The sequence below is a fragment of the Lederbergia sp. NSJ-179 genome (genome assembly GCF_022867885.1).
Classification (GTDB): domain Bacteria; phylum Bacillota; class Bacilli; order Bacillales; family Bacillaceae_C; genus Lederbergia.
On record NZ_JALIFP010000018.1, the window covers coordinates 51,964 to 65,483 of the forward strand.

Below are 13,520 nucleotides of genomic sequence, written 5' to 3' on the forward strand. Positions count from 1 at the left end.
CTTACCCTCCTTGTACAACCACTCTTTTTAATGCTTTTTTAATACAAAACTGTCCTATGAACACAAGTAAGACGAGCCAAATCAGTTGAATACATATCCCCTCTACGGCCTCTCCATGTGAAATATGTCCAGAATAAACACGAAAAGGAAAATCGGCTGTGAATCGGAAAGGAAGCAAATAGGCAATTTTCTGCAACCATTCTGGCATAAAGGGAATAGGGATTGTTAAGCCCGCAAAAAAGTCGCCAATAATACTGAACATAAGTAATGAACCAGTGGGCGACATCGTAAGAAATACAGAAATATATATCAGCATCGAAATCGAGATCATAAGCAATAATCCCAAAAGCAAAGCTAGTATAAATAATAGTGAGGTAGTTCCATTTTCTGGTAGGGTCATTTTATAAGGCTGTGGTAATAAAAAAGCAACAATTAAGATTGGAAAGCTACGTAGAATGGCACTTGCTAAACGTTGAGCTAATAATTTTGCGTACCAAAAACCATAAATATCACAAGGTCGACACAGCTCATAAGCAATATTTCCAGTCGTGATTAACTCAAATAATTCGTTATCGCGAAACCATAACATGACAAACGCTAAGAATGATTGCTGAAGCCAAAGATAAGTAATTAATTCTTTTAATGACATAGGTGGTGACTGGATGGCATGTTCGTAGAAAGCTTCGAAAATCATAATATACATAAAGCCCCAAAAAAATTGTGTTGCCACTCCAGCAAAAGCAGCGGTTCGATATTGCAGGCCAGTTTGCAGCTTCAATCGTAAAACCGAGATATAGGCATTCATAGCTGGTACTCCTCATACAGCTGGACAATCAGATCTTCAATCGGTTGTTCTTTTATGGAGATATCTAGTATATTCACTTGGTCTGATAGTTGAGAAATGATGTCAGATATCTTTATTTTTTCAGAATCGACAGATAACACTGCTCTTTCTGCTGCTTGTGAGAGTACGGTTGCCCCGATCATGTTAAATGGCTGTGATTGTTTTTGATAATCAATGGTGACAATTTTATGCCCTCCATATCGTTTGCGTAATTCTCGTAACTTGCCATCATATAATAGACTCCCTTTCCCGATTAATAGGACGCGATCTGCCAACGCTTCAATATCGTTCATATCATGGGTTGTTAAAAGAACGGTTACCCCCTTTTCCTTATTAATCGTTTGAATGAATTTTCGGACGGCAATTTTTGAATGAGCATCAAGCCCAATCGTTGGTTCATCCAAAAATAAGATTTTGGGGCTATGCAAGAGGGAAGCAGCAATTTCACAGCGCATCCTCTGCCCTAAACTGAGTTGGCGCACAGGTGTAAAGATGAGATTTTCTAGATCAAGGGTTTCGACTAGTAAGGCAATATTCGCTTTATATTCTGCTTGAGTAATTTTGTAAATATCCCGAAGAAGTTCGAATGAATCGATAACAGGAACGTCCCACCATAATTGCGACCTTTGCCCAAAAACAACTCCTATATTTTTGACATATTGCATCCGCTCTTTCCATGGGGTATAATTCATGATTTGGCAAGAACCTTGATCCGGAACCAAGATCCCGCTCATGATTTTAATCGTTGTTGATTTCCCTGCTCCGTTTGGACCAATATAGCCAACAATTTCCCCTTGTGGAATCGAAAAAGAAAGATCGCGAAGTGCGTGAACAACGGTATGTTCACGATGAAAAAGCGCCTTCACAGAGCTCCTTAAACCATTCGAGCGTTTGGCGACCTTAAAAGATTTAGATAAGCCTTTTATTTCAATCAACTACATTCAACCTCCCTTTATAGAAGAATCAGAAAAAAATTCAACCTCCCTTTATAGAAGAATCAGAAAAAAAGATAATATCACTCTATCAGCTGTTTGTCAATTTGTATTTTTCAGAAGTTTTCCATAAAAAAAGAACTGTCGTTTAAACAGCTCCAGCTAAAACCTTAATTTGCAAGTCCTTTGCTTCTATTTTTTGTTTTGATTAAAAGATAAAGATATAAAACGATGGATAACATGACTGATCCGGCCGATGTTATATAAATGACATTATAGCCATACAGAAAAGCTAATTGTCCAAACGTCATTGCCCCTAGTCCGACACCTAAATCAAAGAAAGAAAAGAATGTGGCATTCGCCATCCCCTTTCGGTTAGATGGAGCTTGATCAATTGCCCATGCCTGCAAGGCCGGTTGAACACTTCCAAATCCTAGTCCATATAATGCAGCCGCTATAAGCATAACCGTTATATTAGGTAGCCAAGCTAGCAAGATCATCGCAATAAATACCAAGACAGTACCAGGGAGAAAAACAAATAGATGCCCTTTCCTGTCGTAGATTTTTCCCGCAAATGTTCGAGATATCATTAAAAAAAGTGCGTAGACCAAAAAATAAAACTCAATACCTGAAATATGTTTTTCCGTCGCATATAGTGGGAGAAATGAAGCGATCCCCCCAAATGTCACTGTGATAAAAAATAGTAACAAAGATGGTTGTATAGCGGATTTCTCAAATATATCAAATTTAGGAACAGCCGCTTTATTGGGTGATTCTTCTACTTTCTTATAGTGAATTTGGGAAGAAAGCAACAATGCGGCAAGCCCCATCCCGCCACAAATTAAAAATAGGTGGGAAAACGAGATAACGCCAGCAAGGGTTAAACCTAAAGATGGACCGAAGGCAAGAGCTAGATTCCCAGATAAGCCGAAATAGCCCATGCCCTCCCCACGGCGTTTCGCCGGAATTAAATCGGTGGCAATCGTCCCGCTCGCCGTAGTAGAGAATCCCCATCCTACGCCTTGAATAATCCGCATAACAAGTAATAAAGCCATGCTGCCTATAAATGAATAGGATCCCACGGATAGAATAAACACACATAATCCGAACATATAAACAAAACGCCGGCCTTTTGATTCTAAAGAATGACCAGCATACGGACGGAATAATAAGGCGGAAAACGTGAAGATCCCAACAATAATCCCGATCATTTGATCACTGCCACCTAGTTCCTTCACAAAAATAGGCAGGGTTGGCAATGTCATTTGAAACCCGAGAAAAATAAAAAAATTGGCCAAGCAGATTAAAACAAAATCCCTTGTCCATATTTTCTCCAGTTTCTCTGTCCCCTGTATCTTTGCTTGTGAATCCATGTCAGTCTCCCTCTCTTTGCCTCAATAAAGAAGTATTTAGTTAACTTTTATTCTAACATATGTATGTAATATTATTAAATGTGTCAAAAGCTAGGTTCCTTGGAACTCGTTTGTTGTTTGACAGCTTCTATCAAAACATTTAGCTTCCCGAAACAACTTTCAGATTATATCATATATAATCCTATGAGTCTAGTTTGAATGGAGATTTTCCAATAGGACAGGTAGAACGTCAGTAAGGTTGCAGAACCCCAATGAGGAAATCGGCTCCCCCATTCTTTTTTTCATAGGCTCTAATAATAAAAATGGCTTGGAGCTATTCCAAGCCATTTTTATGGAAGAAAACCGATTGGATCCCTCATCTATAATTTCCGGATCGTAAAATTATCCCGCAGCACTGGCCAATTTTGCGGGAATGGATTGCCAAGTACCCAATAGCTTATCCCTCTTAGGCCGTATTCTTTCACAACATCATACTTCGCTTGCATACTTCTCGCGTCTTCAAACCATACTTCATGCCGCTGCCCATTCTCATCCGTATAACGGAAGAATGGCGCTTGATAGGTTTCATTATATTGAATGGCTTCCCCATATCTCCTTGCCAACGTTACGCCTTGCTGTGGACTGATCGTACGGGCGGTTGTTCCTTGTACCCATGGAATATTCCAATCCCTTCCATATAGTGGAGCTCCCATGACAATTTTTTCTCGCGGAATGACTGTTACGGCGTAATCCAAGACATCGCGAACCTTGTTAATCGGTGCAATTGCCCAGGGTCTGCCACCTGCCCAGCCCCATTCGTAGGTCATCAAAATAATAAAATCGACAATTTGCCCCTGCGCACGATAATCATGTGCTTCATATAAAAGTCCTTGTTGTTCACCACTCTCTTTTGGTGCAAGTGCCGTTGAAACGGAAAATCCTTCTGGGTGCAAGCGTGAAACAACCTTACGTAAAAATGCATTATAATTTTCCCGATCCTCTGGATAGACATATTCAAAATCAATGTTTAATCCCTGATAGCCTTTTGCCTGCATTGTATCTATAATATTCGTGATTAAGGTATCCTGCAATGTCTGATTACGCAGGATGGCTGCTGCCAAGTCAGAATCAAATCTACTGTTTCGGAAATTGGTGATAACAAATAATGGCGCCACATTGTTTGCGTGTGCGGCTGCTAGAATGGGCGCATCCTGCAACTCTGTGAGGGTACCGTCCTCCCTAACGCTATGCATAAACGGGGATAAGTACGTGAAGTTTCTCCCTAACAAATATATTTCTCCCGCACCTTGTTCGTTAATCCTAGTTGTATAGGCGTTCACTTCCGTTACAGGTCTCGCTGGTGTTGGTATCCGTAACGTTTGACCAATCCCGATAGCAGATAGATTTGTTATGTTATTTGCCTGCGCAATCTGATTCACTGTCAATCCATATCGCTGGGCAATCTCCCATAATGTTTCCCCACGTTGTACCACGTGATGTGAGTAAGGAATTTGCAATACCTGGCCAATATACAAAATGTTTGGATCTGTAATATTGTTCACCCGCGATAGCTCTTGAATGGATACCCCGTGTTGGCTAGATATCCGCCATAAATCGTCCCCACTCTGTACAACGTATTCTTTTCCCGGTTCTGGAATAACGAGCGACTGACCAACGACCAACGCATTTGGATCACTAATCTCATTGGCTAAAATAATTTGATTTAAATCAGCTCCATACTCCCGGGCAATTTGCCATAAAACATCTCCACTCCGTACCACATGAATCTTCATCTCTCTCTCCTCCCATTTTACTATCTATCTATCATGGTATTCATGTGCGTTTGTCCCGGTGCCTATAAGAAAAGCGCAAGCGCCTTGGTCAGCCCCGACAAGCAAATATTCCTGAACCTAGGAAGGGTGATCTTTCCCTTCCTAGGTTCAGGGTTATTTAGTGGAACATCGGCTAAAGGCGCGCCGTCCTGGCGCAACGCCGATGGACTCGCATCCTGCGAGCCTCTCGGGGCTAGGCGCTGGAGCTAGATCCAACACCAGCCAATTTTTATGCTTTCCTTTTGAAAAAGCCGGAAAAAGACCACAGAGATTTTCACAATCTCCATGGACTTTTTTTCAAGTATTCAATGCCGCATTTGTTCTTGTCAATTTTACATTTCATACTCCCATTCTTCTTTTAAATGTAAATATATGACCAATAGCATATTTTCTAATTCTTGCTTACTTCTATTTTCCATTTCCAGCCCTAATTTCGGAAAAATAATTTGAGCCACTTGTTCGGTCATTTCTAGACGATCCTTCACATCTAATTGTTTAAATCGATGGACGTACGTACGGACTAGATTCCAGTCCTTCATGTTGATCGATTTTAAATTCCACTCTTCTAAGGTTATATTTTCTTTTGTAAGTCCTCTGGTTTGAATTTCTTTTTCAATGGCAGATTGCTTCTTATTCCTTTTTGCCGTTTCATCATAGACAACGATTGTACCAGCCAATAGATCCCCTAGGCGTTTCTTTTTAGGGTGAAAGAAGACCATAAGGAGTCCCACTAGATAATAGGGTAGGGAATCAATGATTAATAATAAATTACGGATTAAACTAGAAAGGAAGGTAATGCTATGTCCATTTTCCTGGATCACTCGAATGCCCATAATTTTCTTGCCAATTGTTTTCCCTCCCCAAAAAAATTCAAGAATAACAAAATAACCATAATTGATAAAAAGAAAAACAATGAGCAGGAGGGCAATAATATAGCCTTGAGCTTGCCAAAAAAAGCTCGAGTCAGGAAAGGCAAAATAGAGAAGAACACCCACAATCATAAGCACAAGATTACATACAGTTAAAATGGCATTATCAATAATATAAGCTACGGCTCTTGAGCCTATTCCCGCCAATTGAAATTGCAGGGAAATGTATTCAGGTGTTTTAATTCCAATATTTTCCTGGTCCATTGGGATACCTCCAAAGACTTATTTTTGCGAAAGTGTTTCTATTTATCTAAAACATTATTATAATAATAAGCATTGATTCTGTTTACAAAAGAATTGGCAGGTGCAAATATATGAATATCAAACAGTTTACCCAGCAACATCGTGATAACTGGAAAGAGCTTGAACATTTAACAGCGATAATCGGTAAAAGTAAAAAGAATATTACGGCAAAATCAATGAAGCAATTCTACAGTTTATATCAAAAAGCTTCACAAAATCTTTCCTATAGCCAAACAAATTTTCCCAATGAAGAGTTGACAGGTTATCTTAATGAGCTGGTCTCAAGAGCCCATAATGTATTATATAAAGATCAAACGACAAGCATGGGCCAGTTCCTCCATTTTTTCACGACTACCTTCGTTGGCCTAATACTAGAGCAATGGAAAGCCATCGTAGTCGCAATGGCCTTGTTCACTTTAGGATTGCTTGGAAGCTTCTTCTCTGTCATTGCAGACCCGCTTCATATCTATACGATTCTTCCTGATGACATGGCGCATAGCGTTGATCCCAATCAATTAGGCAGCGGTGATGGGGGAGTGGACTCCCCCACGATGTCTGCCTCTATTATGACGAATAATATTCAGGTTGCTTTTCTCGCCTTTGCGGGTGGCATCACTTTGGGAATATTAACGGTCTATGTGATGGTCTATAATGGAATCATTGTCGGGGCTCTTGCCGGCCTCTTTTGGACCCACGGAAAATCGTATGATTTCTGGGCTTATATCGTCCCCCATGGGATGATTGAACTAACCGCTATTTTCATTGCTGGCGGTGCAGGAATGCTCATGGGATACAAGATTTTCGTACCAGGTGCGTATTCAAGAGGATTCCAGTTAAAAAAACAAGCGATTCGTTCGATTCAATTGATTATTGGAACCATCCCTTTATTTATTATTGCCGGAGTGATCGAAGGCTATATCACCCCGACTGCCATCTCATTAGAAGCAAAATATTTTGTTGCCATCCTTACGATCATTGGATTAATTTTATATATTTTGATTGGAAAACAGTTGTTTAATCGTCAACAAGCTACAAAAGGTGTCGATTCATAATATCAATATAATGGGATACAGCCGCTGTTGCTAAGTACTCTCCTCGAGCCTCCGTCATTTGGAGGCCTTGGCTTTCCCACTTCCTTTTTGCTTTCTGCTTAAAAAGAATCTCCTGCTGGGCAATACTTTTTTCCATCGCAATCTTTACATAGTTTGGAGTTATTTTGGCCTTTTCGATTAAATGGATATCTTCAATCCCGATCATAAGAAATAAATGGCGTCTTCTCAGCCGCTTTAAATAGATAAGCGTATGCTCTTCATGTAAAAACGTGCGAATATCGCTAAATAATAAAAGCAAACTTCTTTTTTTCTGCATCGTATCTAAGAAAGAAAATACGGATCCATAATTGGATTCAACGGCATCAACATGCAAATCATAAAGAGAATGAAGAATGGTTTGTAAATGTTCCATTCCTTTTGCAGGTGGAATATATTTTTTCACTTCTTTAGAGAAGGCAAGGACGGACACATAATCCCCCTTTTTTAACGCTGCTGCGGCGACCGTAATTGATGCCTCGAGTGTTTTTTCTAACTTATTACCAGTCTCAAGCTCAGCCCCCATGATCCGACCGCAATCAATTAAAATGGTCATATATTTACCATGCTCTGGTTCATATTCATTTGTCATCAATTCTTGCAACTTTGCCGTTTGACGCCAATTGACTTTGCGGGGATCATCCCCGACAACATAACTCCTTATTTGAGCAAAATCCCCCATTCCACTTTGGTATTTTCTGATTTTCTCTCCTTCATATAACAAAAATTTCTGGGCATCCTCCAAAAACGACCTTGTCTCTGTTAAATCAGGAATCACTTTTATCGTCTGTTCTAAATCAACGAGCATCTGCTTTTCCCATAATCCCAATAGACTTCGATAACGAAAATATAAATGTTTGATTTCATATTTTCCTCTTACAGTACCAGTTGTCTCATACGATATTTGGCTTTTTTCCCCTTTGCCGATATTCCCACGGACAGGGAAAGGGCGCCCGAATGATAATGGTAAGCCATCCACAAAAGAGTATGTAAAAGCAAAAGGGGAAGTGTTGTTTATTTCAATGGTCATCTCGTATGAGAGCCCACGTTCTAATTCCTCTGTCATTGTCCGTTCAAATTGAATTTGCTTTCGTTTAGGGGAAAAGAAGAGATCAATCAAACTAAGTAAAAGAACAAGTACATTAATCCCGATGACAAAATTCCAAGCAATCCCCCAAAAACTGAATAACCATAAAACAATACTTAATAAAACGAAAATCATGAGTAATCTTTTCGATGGTAAAATTCCTTTATCTTGGAACAGGAACCGACCCCACCAACTCTTGGATGACCTGATCAACGGAAGCTCCCTCCAATTCTATCTGTGGGGATAATTGTACCCGATGCCGTAAAGAAGGCTTCGCCACCACTTTCACATCATCAGGAGTGACATAATCCCTACCTTCTAAATAGGCCCAAGCCCTGCTTGCTTTTCCAATCGAGATAGCCGCTCTTGTACTCGCGCCAAAACGAATCGATTCTACCTCCCTTGTTTTGCGGACGATCTTCATCATATAGTCAAGCACACTATCTCCCAAAGTGACTGCTTCTATTTCTTTCTTTATATCTAGAAAAGAATCTAACGACATCACCGCATCCACAGGATTTTCTTCGGATTTGTTTTCAATCACCTGCTGGAGGACAGCCTTTTCCTCATCAAATGAAGGGAATTCAATATAAAGCTTAAATAAAAATCGATCTTGTTGAGCTTCTGGCAAAGGATAGGTTCCTTCGAATTCAATCGGGTTCTGTGTCGCCACAACAAAAAACACCTCTGGTAAAGAATAGGTTTTGCCCTGAATGGTGACCTGTTTTTCGTCCATCGCTTCTAATAAAGCGGCTTGTGTTTTGGCAGGTGTCCGGTTAATTTCATCTGCAAGCAGAATATTTGTGAAGATGGGGCCATGTATTGTTTCAAACTGCCCTTGTTGCATATTGTAAATACTGCTCCCCGTGATATCACTTGGCAGTAAATCGGGTGTAAATTGGATGCGATTGAAGCTGCCATTCAGAAGTTCAGCCAATGTTCGGACTGTTTTCGTTTTCCCAGTACCAGGAACTCCCTCTAGGAGGACATGGCCGCCTGTCAGTATAGCGGATAGTAAAAGTCTTAAGTTTGTACTTTGTCCTAAGATTTTTTCTTCATATTTTTGCAGTAAGGATGCTAATTCTGGTTTCATCCTTCCTCCACCTCTTTCCTTATACGATCGATATTTTTCGACCAATATAGATATTCTTGTTTGCTCATCTCTTTTTTCGATAAGATGTTTGTCATATTTGTGATCATCTTTTTGAGTTCTTCATTCGGTATATGGGGTATTTTTCGAGATACCTCCTCAAAAATGTCAACCCATTCCTTCGTAGAAGAGATCCCCCACCTGTCTTGCATCAATTTTCTAAGATACTCCACCTGTGTCACCAAACTATGATGATACAATTTACCTTTTAAATACCAGGATGATAAGGCCTTAAGTCGCTCATCACTAAAGCGAACAGAATCTTCTCTGGGAATAAAGATCGGACCAAATCTTTTTCCTGTATTCCATAACCATAAAATGGTAAGCAAAGCCGCTTGGATCATGAACAAAATAAACCATTTCGGATAGGCATTCACAGTAGCCATCGTTGATTGACTACCATGTAAATATTCATCAAATAAAATCTCTTTTGGAGCCATCTCATTTAGGAATGAAAGGATAAGCGGAATATGGTCGTTATTTGCTATTTCTTTATTCGATATCCACTCCGGTGAATTGATAACATACAATTGGCCATGGCCATATGGTCTTCGCAAAGCTATTGGACCTTCCTTATCATGGAGAATGATTTCATCCTCTTCCTTTGCGACTAGACGCAAAGGGTTTGATATAAGGGCCTTCTGTTCCATCCCGGATTGGTCAATCACCGAATCTTCTTCCCCCATTTTGTCTACTTCCGTCGGCTCTGTTTCTAAATCAAATAAGCCATCAGGAGTCCGAGAGAGTAATAGAACCGTATTTCCTGCTTCCATATAGGCTTGATAGGCTTTCATTTCATTGCTATCAGGCATGATAAAGGGTTCAACCATGATCAGCAATTGATGTTGATCTGTCGTTGGTAACTGCTCTGAAGAATAATGAAATCTTTGAACGGAATCAAACTCCTGATTTAAATATGTATAAAAGGCTTTTACTCCTGTTGGAGAGGGGGACTCCGAAACGAAGTCTGGGTACTCTTTTTGATTCGGCGCATAAAACAGATAGCTTAATAGGATAAAAATAAGTATTAGCACAGTCATCCATATCCATATTCGCCGATTCGCTGTCTGTGACTGCAATTCGTTTTTCCTCCTTTTCTTATCCCTCAGAGGCGGTATGCTTTTCCGCTAATCCTGCCACAATTTCTTGCTTGTATTGTTCATATTCTTCTTTTTTAATTTGATATTCACCATATGTGACCTTGTCGAAAAACTGGGCTAAAAGATAAAATTTTTGCGCCCATGCGGAGTTGGTTCTTTTTAATTCCGCATAATATTCCCAATTGGTTTTCCAAACTTTTGCTTCAAGCCAACCGCTTTGATTGAAATAAAGCAGCAAAGCTAAAAATAGATGGCGAGTTGCCTTCGTGTATTCTCCTAAATCCTCCATTTTCTGTACTTCCGCTAGATGGCTTTGATAAGACCATTCCAACTCCGACATTGTTTGCAGGGGTCGATGATCGCGAAATTTACTTTTTCGTCTTGCGTTGCGAACGATTAGAATGATGGCAATCGCGAGTAGAAGAATTACGATAACAATAAGGGAAATAAGCAATATATTCGCCGATTTGTCAACATTTTCAAGAGAAGGAAATAGTTTTGCAAGTTGATCCATCAGCCATTCTTTTGCCCGAGACCATAAAATTTGCAGCGTGTTTTGTGTTTCCTTGTTGTACGCTTGATATTCCTTGCGATCCAATATTTTTTCTATATCTTGTTTTGCTTTCTGTGGATCTAACATTTTTTCCATCACCTACCCTATTCAGGTCCGTTATGGACGAACATTATATTCATTAATTAAATCTTTTAAATCCTCTGCTTCATTACGTAATTTTAAATCAAAATACATAACGGAGTATCCCACAGAGAAGATCATGCTTGTAAATAGAGTAGTAACACCTGTAATAAGAGTGACAAAGACACTATTCCCTAGCAATATTGCAAATGAGATTTCAACTGAATAACTTATGCTGGAAATGATGAGGAAGAAAACAAGATACAATCCGAATAATACCCAGACTCGATTTTTTGTCATTTTCCAAGATTTAGAGAGACCTAGTGGTTCTTCTCCAAGTACGACGGGGCCAAAATAGAAGCTCCATCTTGTTAATAAATATCCCACACCCACGATAAAACCAATGATCATCAATAGGACGAGAATCACCCCAACGGCAGGGTGAATAATTGCTCCAAGTGCCCCGCTGAGCACGATAAAAAATACCGGAACAAAGATTAAACCAAAGGTAATCATTCCAAATAAGAAGCTACCCGCTAATAAATACCCATAACGAGGAAACACTTCCTTTAAGACTTGGCTTAAAGTGTATTCTTCGTTTTTACGAACATGATTGATCATAAGCATAATAGCTCCCTGTGCAAGCGGATATAAAAAAATACTAATCAAACTGACAAGACCGATCCCAAAATCAGCCATGATATTAGCCGGCGTATCCTCATAGCTCATAATCGTTTGTTCCAGCCAAAAATCCCCCTCACCAGTCCCTTTAAAAAAAGCAGCACCTGATAAAAGTTTAATGAAAGCTTGCAATAAAAAAATAGGACCTATAAAAATTAGGAAAACAGTAAAAAATTGGGCAAAGTGATTCTTGCTTAAACTAAAAGTATGATCCAAAATTTTCCCAAATCCTTTTGGACTATTAAATTTAGTATCCAATGAAAAATCCCCCCATTACTAAATGATCATAACGCTTATTTTACCATTAATCGAATCATAACAGGTAATGGTTTATCATTTTAGGATTAAATTCCCGTTCGTGAATTTCCCGATCAGCTACATGTAGGACTAAGATCCTTTAACTTATTTATAATATGTATGGATGGAACAAATATGGTTGTTTTTTCACGCAAAAAGATTGTTGTTGGATGGGCTATCCCGCAACAATTATTCCAAAAAAAAAGGGGATGCCTGATTGGACCCTCCCGAACACTTTAAGACGACCGTTTCCCTGATTTGCCAGAGTGTTCGGTCGTCAATAAAGTTCTCTAATAATCTTTATTCTTCCTCACCAATAATTTTTACCTCTGTTTCTAATTCTACTCCAAATTTTTCTTTTACAGTCTTTTGCACGTGTCGAATGAGCTGGATATAGTCCGTAGATGTTGCATGATCAACATTGACAATAAATCCGGCATGCTTTTTGGATACTTCTGCCCCGCCAATCCGTGTTCCTTGTAAACCACTATCCTGAATTAATTTCCCTGCATAATAATTAGGTGGGCGTTTAAATACACTTCCACAGGAGGGATACTCTAATGGTTGTTTGGATTCACGTAAAAATGTATTTTCATCCATTTTTGCTTTAATCGCGGTAGGATTTCCTTTTTTTAATTTAAAGCTTGCGTCCACAATCATATATTTTTCCTTTGCGAATACGCTATTTCTGTAGGAAAAATCAAAATCATCTGGACCCAGTGTTAAGATTTCACCTGTTGGTGTAATGACCGTGGACTGGACGAGAACCTCTGAAATTTCACCGCCATAGGCACCGGCATTCATAATTAACGCTCCACCAACTGTTCCTGGGATTCCACAGGCAAATTCAAGCCCTGACAATTGAGATTCAAGGGCTGTTCTTGACACATCAATGATGCTTGCTCCGCTTCCACTATATATTTCTTCGTCCTTGACACTAATTTCATCGAATTTTTCCAAGCTTACTACAATTCCCCGTATCCCTGAATCTCTTATAATGACATTTGTCCCTCTCCCCAAAATCGTTAATGGAATGTCGTGTTGATAGGCATATTGCACAATGATTTGCAGATCCTCAATCAAACGAGGGATAGCAAAGATATCACTAATACCACCAGTCTTTATAAAAGTATGTTTGGATAAAGGTTCCGATTGTAGTAGTTGGACATGTGGTAATTTTTTTTGTAAATCTTTCATTATCGTTAAAATTTCTTTCATTTTTTCTGCCTCTTATCATTTATTTGCGATAAATCTTTCAATCAATATCCCGCTCGCAACGGTCCAAAATCATTATACTAAAAATAGCGAGATGAATGCAGTATGAAAATGATGAATTGTATGGGATGTTCAT

The 13,520-nt window shown here is 39.3% G+C and carries 12 protein-coding genes; 1 reads left to right on the forward strand and 11 read right to left on the reverse strand.

Annotation, left to right across the window (positions count from 1 at the left end):
- Position 1: 1 nt before the first annotated feature.
- From MUB24_RS14035 to MUB24_RS14055, 5 genes are all read right to left on the reverse strand, one after another.
- Positions 2–805 carry an ABC transporter permease gene (locus MUB24_RS14035; protein ID WP_244705120.1) on the reverse strand — a complete coding sequence of 268 codons (804 nt, stop codon included), beginning with the start codon at positions 803–805 and terminating at the stop codon, positions 2–4.
- The gene (locus tag MUB24_RS14040) at positions 802–1,779 is read right to left on the reverse strand and encodes an ABC transporter ATP-binding protein (RefSeq protein ID WP_244705122.1); all 978 of its coding nucleotides are present in this window, start codon (positions 1,777–1,779) and stop codon (positions 802–804) included. The genes MUB24_RS14035 and MUB24_RS14040 overlap by 4 nt, the downstream gene beginning before the upstream one ends.
- 167 nt (positions 1,780–1,946) lie before the next feature.
- On the reverse strand, positions 1,947–3,149 hold the full coding sequence (locus MUB24_RS14045) for an MFS transporter (RefSeq protein ID WP_244705124.1): 1,203 nt from the start codon (positions 3,147–3,149) through the stop codon (positions 1,947–1,949).
- 359 nt (positions 3,150–3,508) lie between these two features.
- Entirely contained in the window at positions 3,509–4,921 is a 1,413-nt protein-coding gene (locus tag MUB24_RS14050) for a glycoside hydrolase family 18 protein (RefSeq protein ID WP_244705126.1), read from the reverse strand.
- A gap of 371 nt (positions 4,922–5,292) precedes the next feature.
- A complete protein-coding gene (locus MUB24_RS14055; RefSeq protein ID WP_244705128.1) occupies positions 5,293–6,093 on the reverse strand; it encodes an RDD family protein in 801 nt (266 codons plus the stop codon).
- 110 nt (positions 6,094–6,203) lie between these two features.
- Between MUB24_RS14055 and MUB24_RS14060 the strand changes: the two genes are divergently transcribed.
- Complete coding sequence (locus MUB24_RS14060) at positions 6,204–7,184, forward strand: stage II sporulation protein M (RefSeq protein ID WP_244705129.1); 981 nt, start codon at positions 6,204–6,206, stop codon at positions 7,182–7,184.
- Here MUB24_RS14060 and MUB24_RS14065 read toward each other — a convergent pair.
- From MUB24_RS14065 to murB, 6 genes are all read right to left on the reverse strand, one after another.
- Complete coding sequence (locus tag MUB24_RS14065; protein WP_244705131.1) at positions 7,162–8,520, reverse strand: DUF58 domain-containing protein; 1,359 nt, start codon at positions 8,518–8,520, stop codon at positions 7,162–7,164. The genes MUB24_RS14060 and MUB24_RS14065 overlap by 23 nt on opposite strands.
- A complete protein-coding gene (locus MUB24_RS14070; RefSeq protein WP_244705133.1) occupies positions 8,471–9,400 on the reverse strand; it encodes an AAA family ATPase in 930 nt (309 codons plus the stop codon). The genes MUB24_RS14065 and MUB24_RS14070 overlap by 50 nt, the downstream gene beginning before the upstream one ends.
- Positions 9,397–10,536, reverse strand: coding sequence for a DUF4350 domain-containing protein (locus tag MUB24_RS14075; protein ID WP_244705136.1), 1,140 nt, complete (start codon positions 10,534–10,536; stop codon positions 9,397–9,399). Before MUB24_RS14075 ends, MUB24_RS14070 begins: the two co-directional genes overlap by 4 nt.
- 19 nt (positions 10,537–10,555) lie before the next feature.
- Entirely contained in the window at positions 10,556–11,197 is a 642-nt protein-coding gene (locus tag MUB24_RS14080) for a DUF4129 domain-containing protein (RefSeq protein WP_244705138.1), read from the reverse strand.
- A gap of 30 nt (positions 11,198–11,227) precedes the next feature.
- Positions 11,228–12,130: a hypothetical protein gene (locus MUB24_RS14085; RefSeq protein WP_244705139.1), complete on the reverse strand. Its 903-nt coding sequence runs from the start codon at positions 12,128–12,130 to the stop codon at positions 11,228–11,230.
- A 339-nt stretch (positions 12,131–12,469) separates the two neighbouring features.
- On the reverse strand, positions 12,470–13,387 hold the full coding sequence (gene murB / locus MUB24_RS14090) for a UDP-N-acetylmuramate dehydrogenase (RefSeq protein WP_244705141.1): 918 nt from the start codon (positions 13,385–13,387) through the stop codon (positions 12,470–12,472).
- Positions 13,388–13,520: the final 133 nt, after the last annotated feature.